The sequence below is a fragment of the Sphingobium sp. LF-16 genome (assembly GCF_003711185.1).
GTDB classification, from domain to species: domain Bacteria; phylum Pseudomonadota; class Alphaproteobacteria; order Sphingomonadales; family Sphingomonadaceae; genus Sphingobium; species Sphingobium yanoikuyae_A.
The window spans coordinates 239076-264008 of the sequence record NZ_CP029335.1; the positions used below are offsets into that span (position 1 = coordinate 239076).

General features: G+C 64.6%; 25 protein-coding genes. 19 read left to right on the top strand and 6 right to left on the bottom strand.

Translation table 11 applies throughout. The features are described from left to right. Nucleotides 1-20: 20 nt before the first annotated feature. The 6 genes from leuD (at nt 21) to DIZ22_RS01200 (ending at nt 4038) form a co-directional block, all read left to right on the top strand. Nucleotides 21-614, top strand: coding sequence for a 3-isopropylmalate dehydratase small subunit (leuD, locus tag DIZ22_RS01175; RefSeq protein WP_010337589.1), 594 nt, complete (start codon nt 21-23; stop codon nt 612-614). A 57-nt stretch (nt 615-671) separates the two neighbouring features. Further along, nucleotides 672-995 (top strand): DUF1476 domain-containing protein, encoded by a 324-nt coding sequence (locus DIZ22_RS01180; protein WP_004210904.1) that lies wholly within the window; start codon nt 672-674, stop codon nt 993-995. A 13-nt stretch (nt 996-1008) separates the two neighbouring features. Continuing rightward, nucleotides 1009-1242, top strand: coding sequence for a BolA family transcriptional regulator (locus DIZ22_RS01185; protein WP_004210906.1), 234 nt, complete (start codon nt 1009-1011; stop codon nt 1240-1242). A 65-nt stretch (nt 1243-1307) separates the two neighbouring features. Continuing rightward, complete coding sequence (gene grxD, locus DIZ22_RS01190) at nt 1308-1640, top strand: Grx4 family monothiol glutaredoxin (RefSeq protein ID WP_004210908.1); 333 nt, start codon at nt 1308-1310, stop codon at nt 1638-1640. A gap of 434 nt (nt 1641-2074) precedes the next feature. Continuing rightward, nucleotides 2075-2443: a BlaI/MecI/CopY family transcriptional regulator gene (locus tag DIZ22_RS01195; protein ID WP_004210924.1), complete on the top strand. Its 369-nt coding sequence runs from the start codon at nt 2075-2077 to the stop codon at nt 2441-2443. Next, nucleotides 2440-4038, top strand: coding sequence for a M56 family metallopeptidase (locus tag DIZ22_RS01200; protein WP_048938738.1), 1599 nt, complete (start codon nt 2440-2442; stop codon nt 4036-4038). The genes DIZ22_RS01195 and DIZ22_RS01200 overlap by 4 nt, the downstream gene beginning before the upstream one ends. Nucleotides 4039-4044: 6 nt before the next feature. Here the strand turns inward: DIZ22_RS01200 and hemW are convergent, their stop codons facing one another. Then, nucleotides 4045-5220, bottom strand: a complete 1176-nt coding sequence (gene hemW, locus DIZ22_RS01205) for a radical SAM family heme chaperone HemW (RefSeq protein WP_080993666.1) — start codon at nt 5218-5220, stop codon at nt 4045-4047. Nucleotides 5221-5272: 52 nt separating this feature from the next. Here hemW and DIZ22_RS01210 point away from each other — a divergent pair, with 52 nt between their 5' ends. The 3 genes from DIZ22_RS01210 to DIZ22_RS01220 all read left to right on the top strand — a co-directional run bounded on the left by DIZ22_RS01210 (nt 5273) and on the right by DIZ22_RS01220 (nt 7447). Further along, complete coding sequence (locus DIZ22_RS01210) at nt 5273-5848, top strand: CAP domain-containing protein (protein WP_010337592.1); 576 nt, start codon at nt 5273-5275, stop codon at nt 5846-5848. A gap of 115 nt (nt 5849-5963) precedes the next feature. Next, nucleotides 5964-6692 carry a hypothetical protein gene (locus DIZ22_RS01215; protein WP_080993665.1) on the top strand — a complete coding sequence of 243 codons (729 nt, stop codon included), beginning with the start codon at nt 5964-5966 and terminating at the stop codon, nt 6690-6692. A 134-nt stretch (nt 6693-6826) separates the two neighbouring features. Then, entirely contained in the window at nt 6827-7447 is a 621-nt protein-coding gene (locus tag DIZ22_RS01220) for a CAP domain-containing protein (protein WP_048938735.1), read from the top strand. A gap of 27 nt (nt 7448-7474) precedes the next feature. Here DIZ22_RS01220 and rdgB read toward each other — a convergent pair whose 3' ends face one another. Both rdgB and rph read right to left on the bottom strand, forming a co-directional pair. Next, entirely contained in the window at nt 7475-8104 is a 630-nt protein-coding gene (gene rdgB / locus DIZ22_RS01225; protein ID WP_037516261.1) for an RdgB/HAM1 family non-canonical purine NTP pyrophosphatase, read from the bottom strand. A gap of 96 nt (nt 8105-8200) precedes the next feature. Beyond that, nucleotides 8201-8917, bottom strand: coding sequence for a ribonuclease PH (gene rph, locus DIZ22_RS01230; protein WP_037516262.1), 717 nt, complete (start codon nt 8915-8917; stop codon nt 8201-8203). A 96-nt stretch (nt 8918-9013) separates the two neighbouring features. Between rph and DIZ22_RS01235 the strand changes: the two genes are divergently transcribed. From DIZ22_RS01235 to DIZ22_RS01255, 5 genes are all read left to right on the top strand, one after another. After that, complete coding sequence (locus DIZ22_RS01235) at nt 9014-9541, top strand: DUF6438 domain-containing protein (protein ID WP_037516263.1); 528 nt, start codon at nt 9014-9016, stop codon at nt 9539-9541. A 422-nt stretch (nt 9542-9963) separates the two neighbouring features. Next, the gene (locus DIZ22_RS01240) at nt 9964-11148 is read left to right on the top strand and encodes a hypothetical protein (RefSeq protein WP_122927860.1); all 1185 of its coding nucleotides are present in this window, start codon (nt 9964-9966) and stop codon (nt 11146-11148) included. 228 nt (nt 11149-11376) lie between these two features. Then, nucleotides 11377-12420: a heat-inducible transcriptional repressor HrcA gene (gene hrcA, locus DIZ22_RS01245; RefSeq protein ID WP_037510582.1), complete on the top strand. Its 1044-nt coding sequence runs from the start codon at nt 11377-11379 to the stop codon at nt 12418-12420. Next, a complete protein-coding gene (gene grpE / locus DIZ22_RS01250) occupies nt 12417-12980 on the top strand; it encodes a nucleotide exchange factor GrpE (protein WP_048938733.1) in 564 nt (187 codons plus the stop codon). The genes hrcA and grpE overlap by 4 nt, the downstream gene beginning before the upstream one ends. 94 nt (nt 12981-13074) lie before the next feature. Continuing rightward, nucleotides 13075-14316, top strand: a complete 1242-nt coding sequence (locus tag DIZ22_RS01255) for a threonine synthase (protein WP_048938732.1) — start codon at nt 13075-13077, stop codon at nt 14314-14316. A gap of 38 nt (nt 14317-14354) precedes the next feature. Here the strand turns inward: DIZ22_RS01255 and DIZ22_RS01260 are convergent, their stop codons facing one another. Beyond that, on the bottom strand, nt 14355-16559 hold the full coding sequence (locus DIZ22_RS01260; RefSeq protein WP_122928743.1) for a TonB-dependent receptor: 2205 nt from the start codon (nt 16557-16559) through the stop codon (nt 14355-14357). Between the two features lie 283 nt (nt 16560-16842). Between DIZ22_RS01260 and DIZ22_RS01265 the strand changes: the two genes are divergently transcribed. Beyond that, entirely contained in the window at nt 16843-17583 is a 741-nt protein-coding gene (locus DIZ22_RS01265) for a PadR family transcriptional regulator (RefSeq protein ID WP_240626790.1), read from the top strand. A 4-nt stretch (nt 17584-17587) separates the two neighbouring features. Beyond that, nucleotides 17588-17866 carry a DUF2218 domain-containing protein gene (locus DIZ22_RS01270; protein ID WP_048938730.1) on the top strand — a complete coding sequence of 93 codons (279 nt, stop codon included), beginning with the start codon at nt 17588-17590 and terminating at the stop codon, nt 17864-17866. Nucleotides 17867-18077: 211 nt separating this feature from the next. Here DIZ22_RS01270 and DIZ22_RS01280 read toward each other — a convergent pair whose 3' ends face one another. Then, nucleotides 18078-18569: a hypothetical protein gene (locus tag DIZ22_RS01280; RefSeq protein WP_048938729.1), complete on the bottom strand. Its 492-nt coding sequence runs from the start codon at nt 18567-18569 to the stop codon at nt 18078-18080. Nucleotides 18570-18586: 17 nt separating this feature from the next. Continuing rightward, nucleotides 18587-19393 carry a DUF4198 domain-containing protein gene (locus tag DIZ22_RS01285; RefSeq protein ID WP_048938728.1) on the bottom strand — a complete coding sequence of 269 codons (807 nt, stop codon included), beginning with the start codon at nt 19391-19393 and terminating at the stop codon, nt 18587-18589. A gap of 133 nt (nt 19394-19526) precedes the next feature. On the opposite strand from DIZ22_RS01285, the gene DIZ22_RS01290 reads away from it, so the two are divergent. From DIZ22_RS01290 to DIZ22_RS01300, 3 genes are all read left to right on the top strand, one after another. Continuing rightward, nucleotides 19527-21620, top strand: coding sequence for a TonB-dependent receptor (locus tag DIZ22_RS01290; protein ID WP_234415638.1), 2094 nt, complete (start codon nt 19527-19529; stop codon nt 21618-21620). A 4-nt stretch (nt 21621-21624) separates the two neighbouring features. After that, nucleotides 21625-22392, top strand: a complete 768-nt coding sequence (locus tag DIZ22_RS01295; protein WP_107917655.1) for an energy transducer TonB — start codon at nt 21625-21627, stop codon at nt 22390-22392. A 323-nt stretch (nt 22393-22715) separates the two neighbouring features. Next, entirely contained in the window at nt 22716-24887 is a 2172-nt protein-coding gene (locus DIZ22_RS01300; RefSeq protein ID WP_048938977.1) for a TonB-dependent siderophore receptor, read from the top strand. The last annotated feature ends 46 nt before the right edge of the window (nt 24888-24933 follow it).

The following is a 24933-nucleotide window of genomic DNA, read 5'->3' on the forward strand; positions in this document are numbered from 1 at the left end:
GAGGCGAAGCGGGCGCACTGATGGACAAGCTGACTACCGTTGACGGCCGAGCCTATCCGTTCGGGATGAAGAATGTCGACACCGACATCGTCATCCCGGCGCATTGGCTCAAGACGATTTCGCGCGCCGGCCTTGGCAAGGGCGCGTTCGAGGTGCTGCGCAAGGAACCGGACAATGTCTTCGACGATCCCGAATATGCCGGCAGCCCGATCCTGATCGCGGGCGACAATTTCGGCTGCGGCTCCAGCCGTGAACATGCCGCCTGGGCGCTTGGCGACCTGGGCATCAAGGTGGTGATCGCGCCGAGCTTCTCCGACATCTTCTCGGGCAATGCGTTCAAGAACGGCATATTGACCGTGGTGTTGCCGCAGGAGGCGATCGACCGGCTGATGGAGGTCGCCAAGACCGATCCGATCCATGTCGATCTGGAGCAGCAGAGCGTCACCACCCAATATCAGGATCGCTTCAGCTTCGAGATCGACCCGTTCCGCAAGCATTGCCTGCTGGGCGGCCTGGATGAGATCGGCCTGACCCTGGACGAGGCGGATGTGATCGACGCGTTCGAGGCGAAGGATGCGGCTTTGCGCCCCTGGCTGGTGCCGGCCGTTGCCTAAAGGCGCGGTTCCGCCTATCTCTGAACGCGACAGACGCATTTCAACAGGGCTTCACGCATGACCACTTTCGACGACCGCGAGCGCGCATTTGAAAATATGTTCGCGCACGACCAGGAGATGCAGTTCCGCATCCAGGCGCGCCGCAACCGCCTGCTGGGCGAATGGGCGGCCGCGAAGATGGGCCTGACCCCTGAGGAAACCGACGCCTATGCCAAGGCCGTCGTGCAGGCCGATTTCGAGGAAGCGGGCGACGAGGATGTCATCCGCAAGCTGTTGGGCGACATGACCCAGGCCGGCCTCGACATCGACGAAGCCGGCGTGCGCACCGCGCTCGACGAGCAGGCGGTGATCGCCCGCCGCATGTTCATCGAAGCGCAGTAAGGCAGGTATCGCCATGCCGATGGCAGCAGACGATATTGCCGAGATGATCAAGACCGCGATCCCGGATGCGCAGGTCGAGATTACCGACCTGGCCGGTGACGGCGATCATTATGCGGCGAAGGTCGTGTCCGAAAGCTTTCGGGGCATGAGCCGGGTGGCGCAGCAGCGCGCCGTCTATGCGGCGCTGGGCGGACGCATGGGCGGGGTGCTTCACGCCTTGCAACTGACCACCGCCGTTCCCAACTAACCGCCATAGCGACATTCGCGTCCCGCCGCGCGGCGACGCCAGACAAGAGAATTGGACCCAGTGAAATGACCGACGCCGTGCAGCAGCGGATCGCCGACATCGTCAACGGTAATGACGTGGTGCTCTTCATGAAGGGCACGCCGCTCTTCCCCCAGTGCGGCTTTTCCAGCCGCGCGATCGCGATCCTGGAGCATCTGGGCGTGAATTACGAGACGGTCGACGTGCTGCAGGACCAGGCGGTCCGCCAGGGCATCAAGACCTTCTCCGACTGGCCGACCATTCCCCAGCTTTATGTGAAGGGCGAATTTGTCGGCGGTAGCGACATCATGATGGAAATGTATGAGGCCGGTGAGCTTCAGCAGCTGATGACCGACAACGGCGTCGCTGCGGCGAACTGATCGCCGGCTCAGGGCAAAAGATCATGGGGCGGTCCGCTGGTCGGGCCGCCCTTTTTCTTGTCTGCAGTGCGGGCATATGAAGCCGGCCAGGGACGGTTCAATGTGCTGCAAGCCCGGCTGGCGATTAGGTCTGTGAAAGCTTTGGGAACGGCCACCGGGTGGGGGATGCCTGCGGAGACCGTGCCGGCATCCCCCGGGTAGTTGAACGGTGGGTATGTGGGAAGAGAAGCATCCGGCGTGCCAGAAGTGGAAAGCCACGCATTCGTGCATGGTTCAAGGGTTAACGCCGCCAGTCGTCCGCTGTCGTTTGTAAGGTCGCCCGACACTTTCGTCGAAAAGCCATTTGGGCCGAGCCGCTTTCCTGATTGACTACATCCGTAATCGATGCGACTACATGTGTAGTTGGAGAGTCGGAACAGGATCGGGATCGGGCAGTGAGCGAGAAGATCAGCGAAGCGGAACTGGTGGTGATGGAAGCGCTGTGGGAACAGGCGCCGGCAACCGCCAATGACGTCGCCGATCGCGTCACCGCCGAACGTGACTGGAGCCTGCAGACGGTCAAGACCTTGCTGTCGCGGCTGATGGCCAAGGAGGTGATCGCCGCCGACCAGGATGGCCGCCGTTTCCTCTATCGCCCGCTGGTGGCGCGCGAGGATTATGTGGCGAGCGAGTCCGGCCGGCTGGTCAATCGCCTGTTCGGCGGTCGCATCTCTCCCCTGGTCGCCCAGCTGGCGAGCCAGGACCAGTTGAGCGCGGATGATATCGCGGAGCTTGAGGAAATCCTGAAGGGGTTGAAATCATGAGCGTCTGGATGGCCGAAACGCTGATCGCCACGACCCTGCTGATGGCGATGGTGATGATGTTGCGACGCCCGGTGGCGCGCTGGCTGGGGGCGGGGGCGGCCTATTGGCTGTGGCTGCTGCCTCTGGCCCGCATGTTGTTGCCAACGCTTCCGCGCGAGGTTGCCGCGCCTTCGCCGCTGCATAATGTCGTGGACCAAGCGGGCCTGCCGGCGCTGCTGGAGGTCGCGCCTTCGCCCGCGGCACAGGCCGCCGCGACAAGCATCCCCTGGCTGGAAATGGCGATCGGCCTGTGGGCGCTGGGCGTCGTCCTGTTCCTGGTCGTGCAGGCGATCGGCTATGCCCGGTTTCGCCGCGATATATTGGCCGGATCGACGCCGCTGGGCGAGGAAGGGCGCATCCGCCTGATCACCAGTCCGCAGGCATCGGGGCCGCTCGCCTTCGGTATTTTCCGGCCCTATATTGTCCTGCCGACCGATTTCGGGCTGCGCTATGACGCGCAGGAGCAGGATATGGCGATCGCCCATGAACGCGCCCATCATGAGCGCGGCGATCTGGCCGCCAACATGGTCGCGCTGCTGCTGCTGGCGCTGCACTGGTGCAATCCGGTCGCCTGGATCGCCTATCGCGCCTATCGCGCCGATCAGGAAACCGCCTGCGACGCGCGCGTCCTCTCGCTCTACGGCCAGGATCAGGCCCATGCCTATGGCCGCGCCATATTGAAGGCCGCCGGTGGTCGCCAATTTGCCGGCGCCTGCCATCTCACCCGCATCACCACGCTCAAGGGGAGGCTGAAAATGCTTTCGAGCCATGAAACATCGTTGAAGCGCATCAGCTGGGGCATGGCCGCCGTCGCCATGGTCGTCGCCACGGGCCTTGCCCTCACCGCATCGGGCAGCCGCGCCGCGCAGCAGATGGCGGCGATCACCGACAAGGTCGATCAGGCCGATTTCGCCAAGCTGACCAACCTGGTGTCGCAGCCCGTATCGGCGCGGGAGGCCCTGCCGCAGGCCGCGCCGGTTCCCGCCGCCGCGCCCATGCCGGCGGCAGCGCCCGCGCCGGTCGCCCATGCCGATCGCGTGCCGCCTGCAGCGCCCGTGCCGCCGGTTCCGGCCGCCGACATCGTGCCCCCGGTTCCGCCGGTCCCGCCCGTGCCGCCGGTGACGGTGCGCAGCGAGCCGGGGCGGGTGATCGTTACCCATGCCAATGGCCGGGTCGAAACCCATCGCATCCCGACCGAGGCGGAGATTGCCCGCATGGTGCCGGTGGTCGACGTGCGCGAAGGCTGCGAGGGTGACAAGGTCACCAGCCATCGCGAATTTGTCGATGCCAATGGCCGCCGCAACATCCGGGTGCGCATCTGCGAGCGGGCGATCGAGGCGCAGGCCCGCAAGGCGGAGCGGATCGCCATGCTGAACGCTCGCGATGCAGAGCGCATGTCCCGCAATGCCGAACGGGAGGGGCGCAATGCCGCGCGCGCCGGGCTGACCGCTGCCCGTGCCCAGATCGCCGCCAGCCGCATGCCGGAAAGCGACCGGGCTGAGGCACTGCGCGACATCGACCAGGAACTGGCCGACCTCGATCGCAATCCGGACTGAGGCTTTTTAGACCGCCACCACTTCGGGCAGGATGGCGTCGAGCAGCAACATGCCCGCCGGGCTGACCTGAAGCCGGTTGCCGGTTCGCCAGACCAGACCCAGATCATTCATCCGGTCGATCGCCCGATCATCTACCAGCGCGCCGATCGGCAGGCCCGACAGGCCGGCGATCCGGGCCAGATCGACCCCTTCGCCCAGACGCAATCCCATCAGCAGCGCCTCGCGCGCCTTGTCCTCGGCCTGCAGCGGCACTTCCTGTTGCAGGCCGTTGCCGTTGCGATCGACCGCGCCCATCCAATTTTCCGGCTTCTTGTGGCGCAATGTCGCCATGCCGCCGCGGCGGCCATGGGCGCCGGGGCCAATGCCGACATAGTCGCCATAGCGCCAGTAGATCAGGTTATGGCGGCTTTCCTGTCCCGGCCGGGCATGGTTGCTGATCTCGTAGGAAGGGATGCCGGCCTGCGCCGTCATCGCCTGGGTCAGCTCATAAAGGGTGGCGCCATGATCCGGGTCGACCGGTGTCAGCTTGCCTTGCGCAGCGAGCGTGGCGAAGCGCGTGCCCGGCTCGATCGTTAACTGATAGAGCGACAGATGGCCGGTGCCGAAGGAGAGGGCGCGCGCCAGCTCCGCTTCCCAGTCCGATTCGCTCTGGCCGGGGCGCGCGTAGATGAGATCGAAGCTCACCCGGTCAAAAATGCGACGAGCCGTGTCGAGTGCGCCCAGCCCCTCATCGACGTCATGGGCACGCCCCAGGAAAGCCAGGGCGTCATTGTCGAGCGCCTGCAGGCCGAGCGACACGCGGTTGATCCCGGCGGCCGCCAGATCGCCGAAACGCGCGGCTTCCACCGAGTTCGGGTTGGCCTCAAGCGTGATCTCTATGTCGTTGGAAAAGCCCCAATGTCTTTCCGCCGCCTCGATCAGGGAAGCGGCGATGCGGGGCGGCATCAGCGACGGCGTGCCACCGCCAAAGAAGATCGAACGGAGCGGTCGCCGGCCGGTTTTTTCCGCCTCATAGGCAAGGTCGGCGAGCAGCGCAGCCTGCCACGCATCGGCGTCGATCCGGTCGCGCACATGACTGTTAAAATCACAGTAAGGACACTTCGAAACACAAAATGGCCAATGAACATATAGGCCAAGAGCCTCGGTGAAAGCCGGTGGGGCGAGAAGGACTTCGGGTGACATGAGTGGACATATCTTTAGACGCGTTCAGCGCGGCCCGCTAGCGGCTGCACTGATGCTTTTCGGCGGGATGATCGCAGGGGCGGTCGCACCGGCATCGGCTTCGGTCAATCGCGACGTGTGGAATTATTATAATATCCAGCCGGCGCCGCGTTCCGACGCGATGCTGCGCCAGGTGGTGATGGACGTGCATAATCGCGAGCGCCAGTCGTTGGGCGTGCCCGCGCTGGCCTGGGACGATCGCCTGGCCGCCGATGCAGCCGGCTATGCGCGCCAGATGGTGCATACCAACCAGTTTCGCCATTCGCACGGCGGTGAGCGCGACGAGGAAATCGGCGAAAATCTGTGGATGGGGACGCACCGGGCCTATGGCTATACCGCCATGCTCGACGCCTTCATGGACGAACGCCGCGCCTTCGTGTTCAAGGCCCGCTTCCCCGATGTCAGCACGACCGGCAATTGGGAAGATGTCGGTCACTATACCCAGATGATCTGGCGCGGCACCCGTCGGGTCGGCTGCGCGCTGGGCGAGGGCGCCCAATATGATTATCTGGTCTGCCGCTATTATCCGGCCGGCAATGTCTATGGCATGAGCCCGTTCGACCGCGACTTTGGCGGCTGGCAGGGCTGAAGACCTTATCCCAGGCGGATCATTTTTCCTCTCTGTCGATTATGCCTTGAAGCGCAGTCGGCAAAAGGGGGGAGGAAAAATGCAGCCCGTTTCAAGAACAAGGCCATGGGCCTGCATGGGCACGGCGATTACGCTGCTTGCCCTTTCTGCGTGTGGTTCACCATCTCCCACGTCTGATAATCAGGGCGCTGCGCCTGCCACGCCCGAAAATGCCTCCACCGCCGCCCAGCCAGACACGGCACCGGTCCCCCGATCCAGCCAGGCCGACCTGACGCCCCTGTCCTGCACCGCCGAGATCGGCGCGGCTGCGGCCGAGCGCCGCGTCAAGCTGTGCATCAGCGTGTCGCCCGCCACCCATCCGCCCTGCAATGCAGCCAATAGCTGTGCGATGATCGAGGATGAGATCGCGCGCAGTTGCGCGCTGTTCGACGGCCAGGGCGAGCCGATGGCCGGATGCACGCCCGAACCCAAGAGTATGGCGGCCGCGGCGGCCGTGGTGCAGCGTTATTATGCCGCGATCAACGCGCGCGACTATGGCACCGCCTGGAGCCAGTGGGGCGAAAATGGGCCGGCAGGGCAGACGATGGAGAGATTCCAGGCCGGCTTTGCCGCCACCCGCGCGACCCATGTGACGATCGGCCGGATGACGCCGGGCGATGCGGGCGCCGGCTCCGTCTACCAGCCGGTGCCGGTGACGATCGACGCGGAACTGGCGGATGGAACCCGCCAGCATTTTGCCGGCACCTATGTCGTGCGGCGCGTCAATGCTGTCGACGGGGCATCGGCCGCGCAGCGGCGCTGGCATATCGATTCGGCGAAGCTGCGACCCGTTTCGTCGGAGTGACGCCGACAGGCGATCGCCTGCGCCGGACTATTCATCCCTGCTTCACACGATCGGGCGTTTAGCCGCAGCATCGCGTTCCGAACCGGCCGGGCCGGGGGAGAGGCGCGGGCTATCGGGTCGAAAGAACAAAGACGATGCGCGGGTGGAAATGGGGGCTGGCCGTTGCGACGGCCGCCATGATGCTGGGGATTTTCGGTGGCAAGGGGCAGGCGGCGCCGGCGCGGCGTGCGCCCAGCCCGGCCGAACAATATGGCATGGAAGAGGCCGATCGCGACGATGGGCTGCTGCAGGATGTGGTCCTGGGCATGCATAATGACGAACGCAGCCGCTGGGGCCTGACTCCGCTTGCCTGGGACCGGACGCTGGCGGCAGATGCGGCGCGCTATGCGCGGCAGATGGCGCGGACCAACATCTTTGCCCACAGCCCACGCGCGACCCGCGCGGTGCCGAGCGGGGAGAATCTGTGGATGGGGAGCCGGGGCCTCTATGATTATGAGGTGATGGTCGGCGCCTTCCTCAATGAACGGCGCTATTTTCGCCGGGCGGGCAAGATGCCCAATTTCAGCACCACCGGCCGCTGGCAGGATGTCGCCCATTATACCCAGATCATCTGGCGCGGCACCCGGTCGGTGGGCTGTGCGCTGGCCGAGGGGCGCAGCTTCGATTATCTCGTCTGCCGCTATTATCCCGCTGGCAACATTTTCGGCATGGGGCCGCTGGATGCGGCGCCGGTGCTGGCGGGCGGCGAGGAATAGGGGCGGTCGGGACTGCCCCCATCTGGTTCAGATTACGGCCTTGACCAACTGGGCGAAGGCGTCGGCGCGGTGGCTCATCGCGTGCTTGGCGTCCGGGTCCATCTCGCCGAAGCTGATGTCGTGGCCCAAGGGCTGGAACATCGCGTCATAGCCAAAGCCGTTTGCCCCGCGCGGCGGCCAGACCAGCAGGCCGTCGACCCGGCCCTCGAACGCCTCGACATGGCCGTCGGGCCAGGCGAGGGCGAGGGCGCAGATGAAATGGGCGCCATGGCCGGCGTCCGGCCCCTTGGCCTGCACCCCGTCCCACACCTTCTGCATCGCCATGCCGAAGTCCTTGTCCGGCCCGGCCCAGCGGGCGGAGAAGAGGCCCGGATCGCCGTTCAGCGCCTCGACGCAAAGGCCACTGTCGTCGGCCAGCGCCGGCAGGCCGGAGAGGTCGGCAGCCTGCATCGCCTTCAGCTCGGCGTTTGCGATGAAGGTGGTGCCGGTCTCCTCCGGCTCAGGCAGGTCGAGCGACGCGGCGGAGATCGGCTCGATCCCATAGGGGCCGAGCAGGGCGGCGATTTCCCGCACCTTGCCGGCATTATGGCTGGCGATCACCAGCTTGCCTGGCTTCAGCTTGCGGATCGCCTGTTCCTGTCCAAAATCGTCGCTCATCTGGCTCTACCCTGTGTCGTTCGTTTCGAGCGTAGTCGAGAAACGCACGAATGCGCTATCTGCTTCTCGACTTCGCTCGAAGCGAACGGATTTCAATTACCGACCCGTCGCCACATCCTGCGCGGCGAAGATCTTGGCGCAGCCGATGCGGGCGAGGCGGAGCAGGCGGAGCAGCTCTTCCTCGTCATACGCCGCACCCTCAGCCGTGGCCTGCACTTCGGCGAACTTGCCGTTGCCGGTCAGGATCAGGTTGGCGTCGGTCTCCGCATTGCTGTCCTCGGCATAGTCGAGGTCGAGCACCGGCGTGCCTTCATAGATGCCGCAGCTGATCGCCGCGACCTTCTGGATGATCGGGTCTTCGCTGAGCGCGCCGGAGGCGAGCAGCTTGTCGACGGCGATGCGCAGCGCAACCCAGCTGCCCGAGATGGCGGCGGTGCGGGTGCCGCCATCGGCCTGGATCACGTCGCAGTCGATCACGATCTGGCGCTCGCCGAGCTTCTTGAGGTCGACGACCGTGCGCAGCGATCGGCCGATCAGGCGCTGGATTTCCTGGGTGCGGCCCGACTGCTTGCCCTTGGCCGCCTCGCGGCTGCCGCGGGTGTGGGTGGCACGGGGCAGCATGCCATATTCGGCCGTGACCCAGCCTGAACCCTTGCCGCGCAGGAAGGGAGGCACCTTTTCCTCGATTGAGGCGGTGCACAGGACGCGGGTGTCACCGAAGCTGACGAGGCACGAGCCTTCGGCATGGATGGTGAAGCCGGGTTCCATGGTGATGTCGCGCATCTGGTCGGGCGCGCGGCCGGAAGGACGCATAATATTCTACTCCGAAGCGGTCAGGTGGCGGGCCTTAGCGCTCGGCTGCGCTGCATGCCAGTGCCAAGCGCCAAAAGTTGCGATAAGAGGGGCGCCATGAAGAGAGCGATGATGATGGGGCCGGTTGCGATGTTGGCGCTGGCGGGATGCGTGACCGATCGGGAGAAGGTGGAGCTGGAGCCGCCAACGGCCGCCGGCGACACGATCCGTTTTACCGCCGGTCGCTGCTTCGGCGCCTGTCCCGCCTATACGCTCACGGTGACGCCCGATGGCTCCGGCCTGCTGGAGCCCGAGCGCTTTACCTCCGTCCCCGGTCCGACCCGCTTCACCGTCAGCGCCGCGCAATATCGCCAGCTGCGCACCGGCCTTGCCCCGTGGAAGCCGGCGACCGGCACGGCAAAGCGCATCGCCCAGGGCGAGAATTGCACCCGCTTCGCCACCGACATGCCCAGCTACACGATCGAATGGACGCGCGGCGGCGGGAAGAACGGGACGAAGCCGACCCGGCTCGATTTCCAGTCGGGCTGCATGGACAGCCGCTATGCGAAACTCCGCACGACGATCGGCGGGATACCCAAGACGCTGGGCATCGAACCGATGCTGAAGCCCAAGCCGGCCAGCTGAACCGCCGCCCCGCGACGCGACAGCCCGAAGTTCACAGTGTCGCAGGGATAAATTGCGTCGATTCCGGCGAATTGCGCCTGCCACGCGCCAGCGAAGCGACGGCCACGCGACACGTGGGTCACGCCAACGCGACGGTCGCGCGCCTCTGACGCGACAGCGAGGCGACACTGAAACGACAGCGACGCGACAGATTCGCGCGTGGGGCGGGGGTGTTAAGCGGGGCGTGAGAGCGGCCTGTTCCATCGTGTAGGGTAGATCAGAAGAGCGGCGAGTAGGAAAGCGAAGGCGGGGTTGCGCCCCATGTCGGACATTCTGTGACGTGCGCTTAGGACCTGAAACCGGCCGTTAACGAGCGAACATTTTCTATCGTGTCCTCTAAGGTAAAGGGTTGCGTTCCAATGGTGGCGCCATAGCGTTCGACTATGATCGCGCGCTATACCGTCCACTTGAAGCAGCCTATCCGCATGCGGGACCATTGGCCCATTGATGTGCTGGGCGCGCGTCTGACACTAGTTGGGGACGGCGATATGGTCAGTGGACTGCTGTTTACCTTCACGGGCCAGCCCACATCCCTTGCGCCGACTATGACCGACCCTGAAAAGCCGGGGCAACCGCCGACGATTTCAGTGAGCGATCCACTTCACACGCTGCTTCGCCAGCAGGTTCGAAATGGCTTTAGCTTCATGCAGGCACTCTTTCCGGTCCAAGTTGCGTTCGATCGGACGGATGCAGAATATGAAGGGGAAACGCCGGAAGAGACCGATGCTATTGCCATTAGCCGCTTCACCTATGGCGAGGCCGATGACCGCCCGCTTGCTCTGACATACGACTATTTTACGCGAGCCATGATGGCCGCGGAAAAGCCGTACGACGAACGATACCGGCTCTTTGCCACCCTGACCGGCTACGCTCGTGAGGCGTCCAAGGAAGCGCGATACATTGACGCTTTCCGCTACTATTTCCTGATCCTCGACGCCTTTTTCAGCAACGGGCAATTCAAGAAGGCTGGTCTCGAAAAGGCGTTTAAAGGTCATGCGGTGCTTATGGATGCGATCAATTCAGCGAAGGCCGACTTCCGAGAGGATCGAACGCGGCCTGCCACACCGACCGGCACTTTTCTTCGCGGTTCGCCTACCAGGGATGAGATCGCCGACCACCTGATCGAACGGCGAGGCCACTACTTTCACAGCAACCGGCGCAAGCCTGGGGCATGGAGTCCAGATAAGCAGGACGAAGCCCGCGATCTGTCATGGCTATGCTCCATGATATGCTTCTATCTATCAGAAGAATATTCGGCTCCAATGTTTGCCGAGGAGCTTGGCGCCAGACATTTCGCCGAGGCCACAAAGTCAGGAGCGATAATCGTGCTTAGGATCGACTATACCTATGTTGACGATGATGGCGACGGGAAGCCGAAGCAAGCACGTACGAATATCAACATGCCGGGCACAAGGGTGACGCGGAAGATGGCGACGGAGATTACGCAGAGTTTTGTGCAGAATTTTATTGAGTCCCAGCCTGCAAGCAGTTTGATGCACGCCATCTGCCGAGAAGAGAAATCGGGTCAGTCGATCTTTGAGATTAGGTATTCGCAGGAGCTTCCCTAGCATGATCCCAAAGACTGTTGGCTGCTTCGGCTGACAGCAACCCAAAACCCGACATTCCGTAACCGGCCATTTGCGCGCATCACCACCTCGGCTTCGAGTTGCAGAACCTCGCTGCTTTCCAGCTGGAACCAAGAAAAGCGGGATGCCGGGTCAGGCCCGGCATGACGGATAGGGAAATGGCCAATCTCCCCCGTTGAGCCAGCGATCAAAGCCGCCTACATCATCGCCATGGCCGCCACCGCCTCCATCGCCGAACTGAATGACCGCGCGCGCGACGTGTTTCGCATGGTGGTGGATAGCTATCTGGGCACCGGACTGCCGGTGGGATCGCGCACGATCAGCAAGATGGGGCTCAGCCTCTCGGCCGCCTCGATCCGCAATGTGATGCAGGATCTGGAGGAGTTGGGTCTGCTCGCCGCGCCGCACACCTCGGCCGGGCGAATGCCGACCGAGACCGGGCTGCGGCTGTTCGTCGACGGGATGATGCAGGCAGCCGAACCATCGGTCGAGGAGCGCCGCGCGATCGAGGCGGGGCTGGCCGAGGGCGGGCCGATCGAGGAGGCGCTGTCGGCGGCAACGGCGACGCTGTCGGGCCTGTCTGCCTGTGCCGGCATCGTCATGGTGCCAAGGCGCGAGCCGGTGCTGCGCCAGTTCGGTTTCGTGCCCTTGAATGATCGGCAGGCGCTGGCCGTGCTGGTCGGGCAGGACGGGTCGATCGAGAATCGCGTGCTCGACCTGCCGCGCGGGGTGACGCCATCGATGCTGAACGAGGCGGCGAATTTCATGTCGGCGCGCTTTGGCGGGCTGACCCTGCGCCAGGCCGGCGACCTCTTGGCGCGCGAGATGGAGCAGGAGCGCTCCACGCTGGAGGGCGCGGCGCGTGAACTGGTGACGCGCGGCATCGCGATCTGGAGCCATGATGCCGATGACAGGCCCGTGCTGATCGTGCGGGGGCAGGCGCATCTGATCGACGATGGCACCGCCGCCGACCTCGACCGGGTGCGGCAATTGCTGGAGCAACTGGAGGGCAAGCAGGAGATTTCGCGCCTGCTGGAGAGCGCGCTGGCCGGCAGCGCGACCAAAATCTTCATCGGTTCGGAAAACAAGCTCTTTTCCCTTTCGGGTTCATCGGTCATAGCCGCCCCCTATCGCGGTGGGGACGGCCGGGTCGTCGGCGTGGTTGGCGTGATCGGCCCCACGCGCTTGAACTATGCCCGAGTGATCCCCATGGTGGATTTCACCGCACAGACGCTGTCGAGATTGATGAGATGAGCGAAGACAAGCAGACTATCGAAAATACCGAAACCCTGGACCAGCTGCCCGAGGAGGAGACCCCCGTGGACGCCCCTGAAAACGCCCATGCCGAGCGTATCGCAGCGCTGGAAGCCGAGCTGGAAACGGCCAAGCAGGACATTCTCTACGCCCATGCCGATACGCAGAATGTGCGGCGCCGGCTGGAGAAGGAACTGGCCGACGCGCGCGCCTATGCCGCGACCAGCTTTGCCCGCGACGTGCTGTCGGTGGCCGACAATCTGGGCCGGGCACTGGCCGCCATCCCCGCCGATCTGCGCGAGGACGACAAGTTCAAGGGGCTGGTGACCGGCCTGGAAGCCACCGGCCGCGAGCTGGAGGCGGTGTTCGGCCGCAACGGCATCACCAAGATCGAATCGGTCGGCCAGCCGCTCGACCCGAACAAGCATCAGGCGGTGATGGAACTGCCGTCGGCGGACGCCGAGCCGGGCACCGTGCTGGTGGAAATGCAGGCTGGCTACAGCATCAAGGACCGCTTGCTGCGCCCCGCCATGGTCAGCGTGGCGAAGAAGCCGGACTAATTTTCTCAACCCGTTCGGGCTGAGCCTGTCGAAGCCTTGTTCTTTCTTTTGAGAGGGACGGGCAAATGACAGGCTTGGAACGAACGGGATTTTCATGCGCCACGATCTCAACCTCACCACCGACCGTCCGACCTTTGTTACCCATCTCGAATGTTCGCTGACCGGCGAGCGTTATGAGGCGGATCGCCTGCATGGGCTGTCGGCGGCGGGCAAGCCGCTGCTGGTGCGCTATGATCTGGACGGCGTGCGGGCCGCGCTGACCAAGGAAGCGCTCAGCAGCCGGCCGATGGACCTGTGGCGCTGGCGCGAATTGCTGCCGGTGCGGCAGACCAGCAACATCGTGAGCCTGGGCGAGAATGCGACGCCGCTGATCCCGCTGCCGCGCACGGCGGAGCGGCTGGGCGGCGCGCAGCTGCTGGCCAAGGATGAGGGGCGGTTGCCGACCGCGTCGTTCAAGGCGCGCGGCCTCGTCATGGCGGTCTCCATGGCCAAGGAACTGGGCGTGACCCAGGTGGCGATGCCGACCAACGGCAATGCCGGCGCGGCGCTGGCCGCCTATGCGGCGGTCGCCGGCATGGAATCGGTGATCTTCTGCCCGGCCGACACGCCCGAAGTGAATGTGCGCGAGATCGCGGCGCAGGGCGCGCGGGTCTATCGCGTCAACGGCTATATCGACGATTGCGGCGCGATCGTCGGCCAGGGCGTCAAGGAACGCGGCTGGTTCGATTTCTCGACGCTGAAGGAGCCCTATCGGATCGAGGGCAAGAAGACGATGGGGCTGGAACTGGCCGAGCAGCTCGGCTGGGAATTGCCCGATGCGATCTTCTACCCCACTGGCGGCGGCACCGGCCTGATCGGCATGTGGAAGGCGTTCGATGAGCTGGAGAAGATCGGCTTCATCGGCTCCAAGCGCCCCAAGATGTTCGCGGTACAGGCCGAAGGCTGCGCGCCGATGGTCCGCGCGTTCGAGCAGGGCGTGGAATTTGCCGAGCGCTGGGAGGATGCCCAGATCATCGCCATGGGCATTCGCGTGCCCAAGGCGGTGGGCGACTTCCTGATCCTGCGCGCGGTGCGGGAAAGCGGCGGCGCCGCGCTGGCGGTGTCGGACGCGGCGATTGCGGCGGCGGTGCGCGACGTGGCGCGCGATGATGGCCTGCTGCTGTGCCCGGAGGGCGGGGCGACGCTGGCGGCTTACCAGCGCGCGTTGGACGAGGGGCTGATCGGGCGGGGTGAACGGGCGGTGCTGTTCAATTGCGCCAGCGGCCTCAAATATCCGCTGGAGGACCAGAGCCGCACGCTCGACCGGCATGCGCCGATCGATTTCGCGTCGCTCTGATGGCCTGAACGGGCGGGCCGTGGCCCGCCCGCTTATGATCAGAAGCGATAATCCCAGCCCAGGGTGAAGAGCCGCCCTCGACCGGCGAAGAAGGCCAGATTGTCGTTGGGCAGGCGCGTGTCGCTATTATAGTCGATATAGAATTTATCGAACAGATTCTGGACGCTGAGATAGACGCCGCCCAGTGATGCGGTGTCGTAGCGAAGATAGGCGTCGGTGACCGCATAGCCGCCGAAATTGTTGCGCCGGTCCGGGTTCGCCTTGCCATGGAAATTGCGCGACAGATAATATTGGGTCTGCAGCCGCGCCGAGATGGCGCCATGGCGATAGTCGGCGGCGACGTTCAGGCGATCCGGCGAGATGTTGGTGCCGTCCAGATCGGTATCGACGATGCCGTCGGGATTGGCGCTGTCGCTGTCATAGCGGCCCTTGAGATGGGCATAGCCGGTGGAGAGCTTGAGCCCCCGCAGCGGCGTCTGTACGCCCAGGTTGATCTCCAGCCCTTCGATCTCGACTCGCTGGCGCTGCACGGTGAAGATACCGTCGCCCTGCGCGATCAAAATCTGGCCCTTGTCGCTGGATGACCAGAAATAGGTGGCGCTGGCGTCGATCGGGCCGCGCTTCACCTCCAGCCCGATCTCGCGGTTGTTGGAGACGATCGGGCTGATGTCGAGATAATCGTCGAGGTCGACGCCCGCGACGCCGATCGACCGGGTGACGCGGCCGACATCGGGCATGGTGAAGCCCTCGGCATAGCTGGCATAGGCACGAATGCCATCGATCGGCTCGAAGATGAGGCCGCCGTTGAGCAGTGCGTCGGAGAATTTGGGCTTGCCGCCATCGACATCGACGCCGCCATAGGTCGCTACATTCTTCCCGTCATAGGTGGTCGATGCCAAGGTGTGGAAATCGTCGATCTTTACCTGCACATTTTCCCAGCGCACGCCGCCCGCCACGCGAAACAGCCCGTCGGCGATCTTAAGATTGGCCTGAGCGAAAGGGGCGATGGAGCGGAAATCGCTGGGCGGCACCCAGGTGCGGCCGGTGACCATCAATCGCTGTTCCGTCTTGTCGAACAGGACGTCCAGGCCGACCGTGGTGGTCAGCGCCTCGAAGCCGGGCAGGGCGCGTTCATAGCTGATCTTGCCGCCGATCTTGCGCGACCGGTTCTGCGACTGGTCGAACAGGGTGCCGACCGGCGCGATGCTGGGATCCTGGAAGGTCGCGATCGCGGCGAATTCGCCGCCGAAAATGTCGCGGCTGCGGTTGAAGAAAAGCTGGGTGACGAGGTTGCCGCCGGCGACATCGCTGTCGGTGTAGGAGATGGATGCGCTTTCGGTGCGGTTCGATCCCGGCGTGCCAGGGGCGTCGCCCTTGACCGCGGTGGTGGGGAGGCCGTTGGCGCGGCTGCCGGGGAGCGGGACATAATCGCCATCGCCCTTCAGCTCATAGCGATTGAGGATCAGGTCGAGCCGGCCGGTATCGCCGACGGCATAGCCCAATCGCGCGAAGATATCGGTGGTCTGCGATGCCTGGGTCTCGCCCTGGGTCAGGTTGATGCCGATGCGGCGGTTGCGCGCGTCGTAGAAGGCGCCGCGCTTTTCATAGGAGGCGCCGACCGTGGCATCGAAAGCGCCGGCCTTATACTGGACCAGTCCGGCCGCCTTGCCGCCAAAGCCGTCGCCGTCGAAATCGTCACTGGCCGATCCCTGCAGCAGCACCCGGCCGCTGATGCCCTCCTGCTTGGGCGCGCCGACCGTCACCTGGTTGACGATGCCGCCGGTGCCGCCAATCCCCTGCAGCGCGTTGGAGCCATAGATGAGTTCGACCCGGTCGATGAAGAAGCCGTCGATGGTGAAGCCGTCGCGGCTGCCGTCGCGCAGCGGGGTCGACTGGGGGATGCCGTTGATGGCGTAGAGCGGCGAGCGGCCGCGCAATGTTTCGCCCGCGCCCGACAGCTTGCCGCGCGTGGGGGAAAAGCTGGGGGTGAGGGTGGAGATGGCATCGGTGACCGAGCCGGAGATCGCGATCTGCTGGTCGAGCATCTGCTTGTCGATCAGGTCGATCGTCAGTGGCAGCGCATTGGGCGGCAGGATCGAGCGGGCCGCGGTGACGACGATCGATTCGCTGTTCTTGATGTCAGCGTCAGCCTCGGCCTGCTGCGCCATGGCTGGCGATGCGAGGGCGATGGTCAGCGCCGCCAGCGCGATTGCAGAGTGACGAATTTCGATATGATGCAGCATCGCGATCCCCTGATCCATGTTGGGCAGGGCTGCTAACGACAATCGATCGCAAGAACAATCACATTCTGCATAATGCTTATACCCTGAGGAGATAAGCCAGATTTTCCGGCGTTTCGGGTGGGTGTCTCCATCATAAGATGCATAAAGATATATCTCATGCATTGACGCTGATGAATTTTAAGATATATCACAATGCATCATGAAGCATTTTGAAAGAGAGAATATGCATTTTTCCCATTCCGATCGCGGCGCTGGGCGCCGGGGTTGCCGGCCGGGCCGGCACATGGATGACGCCATGGTCGATCGCGGTTTCGACCCGCGCAGTTTCGACCCGCGCAGTTTCGACCCGCGCAGTTTCGACCCGCGCAATGCCGATCCGCGAGGCTTTGGCCATCGTGGTGGACGCGGCCATGGCCGCTTCTTCGGAACGGGCGGCTTTGGCCCCGAGGGCTTCGGGCGCGGTTTCGGCGGTGGTCGGGCCGGGGGGCGGGGCGGTCCGTTCGGTGAAGACGGTTTTGGTGACGGTCCCTTCGGCGGTGGCCGGGGCGGGCGTGGCGGCGGGCGCCGGCGGCTGTTCGGCAATGACGCGCTCAAGCTCATCCTGCTCAAGCTGATCGCCGATGCGCCGCGTCACGGCTATGACCTGATCCGCGAGATCGAGAGTCTGTCGGGGTCGGTCTATGCGCCCAGTCCGGGCGTCGTCTATCCGACCCTGACCCTGCTGGCCGACATGGACCTGATCGCCGAGCAGCCCGGTGAAGGCAGTCGCAAGCTGTTCGCCATTACCGAGGCGGGCACCGCCCATCTGGCCGAGCATGAGGCCGGCGTTGCCGAGGTGATGGAGAAGCTGGCGCATCTGGCCCGCAAGGCGCAGCGTAATGATGCTGCGCCGGTCCGCCGCGCGTTGCAGAATATGCGGGTGGCGATCCAGCATCGGCTTGAAAAGGAAGGTGCCGATTCCCAAACCATGTTCGACGTCGCGGCCCTGATCGACGAGGCCGCCAGCAAGATCGAAAGGCTCTGATCCCATGACGCTGACCGCCACCGTGCCGACCACCCATGGCAGCCGTTACCTGCAGCAGCTGTGCAAGCATTGGAGCCACAAGTTCGAGACCAGCTTCGACGCGGACAAGGGCGAGATCGCCTTTCCGATGGGGCCGATCCACCTGAGTGCCGATGCCGAGCTGCTGACCGTGGTGTTGGAGCCCAATGCGGACGCGGATGTCGAGACGTTCAAAAAGGTCGTAGCCGACCATCTCGACCGCTTCGCCTTCCGCGAAGCGCCCTTGCCCTTCAACTGGGCCTGAAGAAGGGCTTTCCGGCTGCTCGACCCTGACGAAAGTCAGGATCCATTCGGCGCTACACCTGCAAGGAAGCGCTGAATGGATCCCGGATCAAGTCCGGGATGACGGCGATGACTTGGGCGCGGGTGCGCATGCGAAAGGGGCCGGGTCTGCACGGCCCGGCCCCTTCCCTGGTAAGCTCCATGAGGACCGGCAAACCCGGTCCTTCTTTGTGTCAGCTGTCGGTCTTGGCGCGCATGGCGGCCATGCGGGCGTTGGTCGCCTGCACGTCGGCGGCGGTGACGATGCCGTCCTTGTCGGCGTCCTGCTCGGCAAAGGCACGCGCGCCCGATGCGTCATATTCGGCCTGCGCCATCTTGCCGTCCTTGTCCTTGTCGAGGACGTTGAAGCGGACATGGGCCTGGCGGATCTGGCGCTGGCGCTCCTCGGTCTTCTTCTCTTCGGTCAGGCTCGATTCTGCGAGTTGCTTTTCGAGGCGGGCGGCATATTCGCCGACATATTCATCCTCCGACACCCAGCCATCGCCATTGGCATCGGTCGCCTTGAAGCGGGTGACGCGCACGGCGTCGAACTCGGCGCGGCTGACCTGGCCGTCATGGTTGCTGTCATAGTCGTGGACGAAGGCGCCGCCTTCATGCGGGGCGGCAAAGGCGGGCGTGCCGGCGGCGGCAATGACGGCGGCGATCAGGATGGAACGGGTGTTCATGATGTGTCTCCGGAATATCAGGCGGCGTCGAAGGCCAGCGTGTAGGTGTAGCTGCGATAGGGTGTTTCCGACCCGGCCGGTGCGGCGCCGCGATGGCGGACCAGGATCAGATAGGTGCCGGCGTCGTCGGGCTTCAGGCTGAAGCGGCCCTGTGCGTCGCTCTTGGTCTCGGTCGCGACCTTGCGGCCGTCATGCACGCCAGCGCTGCGGAACAGGGTGACCTGCGTGGCGGGCAGGGGCTTGCCGTCGAACAGCAGCACGAAGCTGGCGTCGCTGCCCGACACGATGGCGTTGGGATGGGTGACCGGCTGGATTTCGAGGCCCGTGCCGACGGGCTTGAGCGCCGCCTGCGTCGTCTGGCCACGGGTGACATAAGCGTCGGCCAGCGTCATGCTCTGCACCTCGACCTCCTGCGCGCCGGGCTTGGGATCGCTGCCTTCGCCGCGCATCACCCAGGCATCGCCGACGCGGAACATCTTGCCCTTGCGCCCGGCGCGCTGGCCGGTGGTGATGCGATAGGTGCCGTCCGCCTTCAGATCTGCCTCGAACACCGACAGGTCACGCAGATAGGTGACCGGGCCGGTCGTCGCCTGGCTGCCGTCCGGCGCGACCAGGTGGAAGGGCGCGTCGCGCATCGCGACTTCGGGGACGAAGGCATCCTCGGCAAAGGCCGAGGTGACGGTGACATGGTCGGCCTTTCCGGCGTCGAACAGGGTGGGCAGCACATAGGGCATATGCGCCTGGGCGGCGGTCGCGCCGGCCAGTAGCAGCACAGGCAAGGCGGCGGCGAACAGGGCGTTCACCGGGCGGCGATGGTTGGACAATGGGGTTCCCCTTGGTTTCGTTACGCCTCTCTATAATATATAGTGAGAATCACTTGCAATAGCATTTAATGCGGTTAGAGAGCGGCCAACCCGGCGCGTGATGCGCCGCAACAATGATACGGGGGCATTTTTCATGACCAAGTCCAAGACCCTGCTTCTGCTGGGCACCGCGCTGATCGCACTGCCGTTGCCGGCAATGGCCCAGGCGCAGAGTGACGACATCGCGGTGGCGAGCGATTCGCAGTTCGCGCTCGACCGGATGATCATCTCCGCAGGCGTCGAGAAGGTCGCGCTGGACACGCCGCAGGCGGTGACCGCGCTCGACCAGGAGGATATCGACCAGCTGCAGGCGACGACGATCGGCGACCTGTTGGAAGGCATGCCGGGCGTCAATGTGCAGGGCGGCGTCGGCCAGCTCGGCCAGGGCTTCAACATTCGCGGCATGGGCACGGCGATCGGCGACAGCGACAACCGCATCCTGATGACGGTCGATGGCGTCACCAAATTCTACGAACAATATCGCATGGGTGCCTTCTTCAGCGAGCCCGAACTCTACAAGCGGGTCGAGGTGCTGCGCGGCCCGGCATCCTCCACCCTCTATGGCGCGGGCGCGCTGGCGGGCGTGATCAACTTCACCACCAAGGATGCGTCGGACTTCCTGCGCGACGGCGACAAGCTGGCCGTGCGCCTGAAGGGTGCGACCGAAACCAATGCGCAGGGCCATACGCTGTCGGGCATCGTCGCGACCGAGCCAGTCGACGGCGTCGAACTGCTGGGCAGCTATAATTATCGCCGCACCGACGATTACAAGAGCGGCAATGGCGACACCGTCGCTGCCTCCGCCACCGAATCCGACAGCTGGCTGGTCAAGGGCCGGGTCGCGATCGGCGGCAACAAGAAGCATGCGATCTGGGCGTCCTACCAGGACTGGATCAGCGACGCGCCGCAGGTCTATGACCAGATTTCGGCCGCCACCGGCAGCTCGCTGATGCGCCGCCGGGTTCACGACAAGACCGCCGTGCTGGGCTATGTGAACGACTTCGACGGCAGCAAATTCTTCAATGTCGAGGCGCAGGTCGCCTATTCGCTGTCCAAGGTCCACCAGACCGAGACGACCTTCCTGGGCGCGAACCTGGAATATTCCGATTTCTCCTATGAAAGCTGGCAGGCCAAGGTCCAGAATACCAGCGAGTTCGCCATGGGCGGCGACTGGACGACCTTCCTGATCCTGGGCGGCCAGTGGAGCACGCAGGAACGGCGCAACCCCCGCGTCAATTTCGACGGCACGGTGACGCCGGGCGCGGGCACCCATCCCGAAGGCGACATGGACCGCTATGGCCTGTTCGGTCAGCTGGAGATCGTCTGGTCCGACAAGCTGACCATCATGCCTGGCGTACGCGTCGACTGGACCCGACTGACGCCGGGCGACACGGTGGTCGGCGGCACTGTCCTGACCGACAAGGTGAAGGATAGCGGCGTGTCGCCCAAGCTCGCGGCGCTCTACAATCTCACGCCCTGGTTCGGCCTGTTCGGGTCGGTCGCGCGCACCGTGCGCATGCCCAATATCGACGAAATCTTCACCCGCAGCGCAACCCGGCCGAACAATCCGGACCTGAAGCCCGAGAAGTCGGACAATTATGAAGCCGGCTTCACTCTGTCCTTCGACGATATGCTGGGCAAGAATGACCGCTTCCGCGCGAAGACCACCCTGTTCCAGAACGACGTCGAGGATCTGATCGTCAACGTCTCGGCCGCGGCGGGCACGCCCTATTTCCAGAATATCAACCGGTCGCGCTTCAAGGGCATCGAGCTGGAGGCCGAATATGGCATGGGCGGCTTCTATGCGCGCGGCAATGCCAGCTTCATCGATGGCAAGAACCGGCTGACCGGCGATTATCTCAACACCATCCCGGCGAACGACTATCGCCTGACGCTGGGCTATAATGATATGGCGAGCGGCCTGTCGGGCGGCTGGACCGGCGAATTTGCCGAGCGGCAGGACAAGGTGACGCCGGGCAGCTTCGCCTCGGCCGGGTCGGGCCTGGCTACGCCGGGCTACAGCGTCCACAACCTGTTCTTCGCCTTCAAGCCGCAGGGTGGCGTGGCCAAGGGCTTCGAATTCCGCATCGCCATGGATAATATCTTCGACAAGCAATATCGCCGCCATCTGTCCTCGCTCGCCGCCGAGGGACAGAGCTTCCGCTTCACCGTGGCGAATACCTTCTGACGCCATGACGGGCGTGCGGCGTCCCTTTCGCGTCACGGGGCCGGCGGCGGCCTCGCTCGGGATCAACGCGTTGCTGATCGCAGCGCTGCTGAACCTGGGCATGGGCCGCGCGCCGAAGCGCGAGGAGGGGGCTGCACTGACCGTCATGTCGCTGGCGGCGCTGAAGGGCGTGGAGCAGGGGGCGGAACAGGCCGAGGCGGCGGAGGCGACGGCGCAGCCCGAAGCTCCGGTGCCGACGCAGGCGCCGCCCCCAACGCCGGTCAGCCCGCCGCAGCCGGTGCCGCCGCCGATGGTGGCGATCCCTTCCGCATTGTCGCTGCCCGTCGCGGTGGCGCCGGCTGCTCCGTCCACGCCGGCGGCCGCAGCGGCGCCGTCATCGCAGCCCGCGGCCCGGGCGGCGCCGGTCATGGCCGCCAGCGCCGGCGCGCCGCCGGCCCGGCGCGGCATTGCCGACGGGCTGGACGCCAATGCCCCGGCCGGCAACAGCCGCGCCTATGCCGCGCGGGTGCGTTCCTGGCTCTATGCCCACAAAATTTATCCCCGCCGCGCCAAGATGCGGCATGAGGAAGGGGTGGTGAAGGTCCGCTTCGTGATCGACCGCGCCGGCATGCTGATCGAAGGGCGGGTGATCAGCAGTTCCGGCCGCGCCTCGCTCGACGAGGAGGCCGCCGCCATGCTGCACCGCGCCTCGCCCTATCCCAAGGCCCCGTCCGACATATCCGGCGACCGCATCGAATTCACTGCGCCGGTGGAGTTCGTGCTGCCGGTATAGCGGGGGATGGTCTGAAAGCGACCAGAAGCGGGCCTTGCCTTTCCACACCCTCACTATTCTTGTCTGCGGCTCCGGGCGCAACGAACCCGTGCAGCGATGCGAAGAGGCAGACGAAAGCAACGGCCGGAGCTGTCCCGGCATCAATCGCCCACTCATCCCGGCAGCCATCATGACTGATCGATAGCGCCATATTGCGCCCCGATGCACATTTTGCATCAGTTCGTTTCCGAATCGTTGCATTTGCAAATCAATCGCATTAAAGCGCCGCCCCAACATCCAGGGCGCCATGTTCAGGGCAGGGCGAAATATGGGGGAAGTGCCTTATGTCCTTTGCATCGAAGAAGAATTTCGTCCGCTACGGCGCGGCGTCGATCGCCGCCTGCATGCTGCTGGCTACCACCAGCGCCCAGGCCCAGGCGCCTGCGGACGAGCCGGATGCAAACGCGCCCGCCCCGGACTCGATCGTCGTTACCGGCCAGAATGAGACCAACGGCCTCAACCTCACCACCCGCGAAACGCCCCAGTCGGTCACCAGTCTCGACAGCCTGCGCATGCAGGAACAGGGCCTGACCGACATTTCCGAAGTGATGGCGCAGATCGTCGGCATCCAGACCAACCGCTCCAGCGCGCTCGGCACCGACGGCACCAACTATACCGCGCGCGGCTTTGCGGTGCAGAATTATCTGGTCGACGGCGTCGCCCGACCGTCCAACATCTATGGCTTCACCGAAGATACCGCCGACATGATCGCCTATGACCGGATAGAGGTGATCCGCGGTTCGGCCGGCATGATGACCGGCACCGGCGAGCCGTCGGCGGCGATCAACATGATCCGCAAGCGGCCCGGCGCGGACCTGAGCGCCACGATCGCGGCGACCATCGGCTCCTGGGACAAGTACCGGCTGGAAGGCGATATCGGCGGCGCGCTGACCGCCAGCGGCCATATCCGCGCCCGCGTCGCCGGCGCCTGGCAGGATAATGATACTTTCATCGACCGCGAACATGCCAAGCGCCAGGCGCTCTATGGCGTGATCGAGGCCGATCTTGGCCCCAGCACCCTGCTGACCGCCGGCATCGAATATCAGAATTTCCGCAATGAAGGCGCCTCGCGCGGCGGCGTGCCGCTCTTCTTCACCGACGGCACGAAGACCGATTTCGCCCGCTCCACCAATGGCGGTGCCGACTGGTCCGACTTCCGCCGCAAGAGCGTCAACATCTTCGCCTCGATTGCCCATGATTTCGACGCCAACTGGCATCTGCAGGTCGATGCCGAGCATAAGTCGGGTTCCTATGACGAGACGATCGGCTATTATTTTGGCACCGCGATCGACAAGGAAACGGGCGATGGCGGCACCTTCTACGCCACCCGCTGGGCATCCGACCTGACGCTCGACGCGGTCTATGCCAATCTGCGCGGCGCGTTCGAGGCGCTGGGCCAGGAACAGCATGTGGCCCTGACCGTGAGCCACACCCGTTTCGACGATGACCAGACGCCCTATCCCGGCTGGTGGGGTGGCAGCGACTATATGTATCCGATCAATGCCTATAGCTATTTCCCGACCGGCGACGTGGCCAAGCCCGACCTGACGCCATCGGGCAGCACCGCGGGCAACCGGATCGAGACCAGTTCGATCGCCGGTGTCGCCCGGCTGAAGCCGATCGGCCCGCTCTCGATCATCGCCGGCGGCCGCCTCACCTGGTGGAAGCAGGACAGCTATGCGCAGGACGTGACCGGCCCCAAGGTCTGGACCCCGGTGGTCGATGAAAAGGCGGTCTTCACCCCCTATGCCGGCCTGGTGCTGGACTTTACCAAGACCCTCTCGGCCTATGTCAGCTATGCCAGCGTGTTCACGCCGCAAACATCACGCACCGTCGATGGCGATGTCATCGCCCCGCTCGAAGGCAATACCTATGAAGCCGGGCTCAAGGCCGACTTCCTTGATGGCCGCCTCAGCGCCACCGCCGCCGTGTTTAAGATGCAGCAGGATAATTATGCCCTGGCCGACGGCCCCGGCATTTTCGCGCCCGATGGCAGTTCGGCCTATCATGCGGTGTCGGGCATGAAGTCGTCGGGCTTCGAACTGGAGGTGAAGGGCGAAATCCTGCCCGGCTGGCGGATCGCCGGCGGCTTTGCCAATGCTCGTGCGGAAGATCGCGACGGCGTGCGCCAGATGCCGCAGATCGCCAAGAACAGCTTCAAGATGTTCAGCGCCTATACGCTGCCCGGCCAGTTCAGCGCGTTGACGATCGGCGGCAATGTCGAGTGGCAGGGCAAGACCACGGCCGATGGCGAAGGGCCGAATGGCGAAACCTACAGCCAGGGCAGCCTGGCGGTGGTCGACCTGCTCGCCAATTATCGCTTCACCGACCATCTCTCGCTGTCGGTCCATGTCGAGAATATCTTCGACAAGACCTATTATTCCGGCCTCTATCTCGGCAGCGCCCGCTACGGCGAACCCCGCGCGGTGAAGTTCACTCTGCGCGGCACGCTGTAAGGGGCAGGGAGTGCCGCCTTCACCCGGCTTGTCCCCTGCTGGCGGG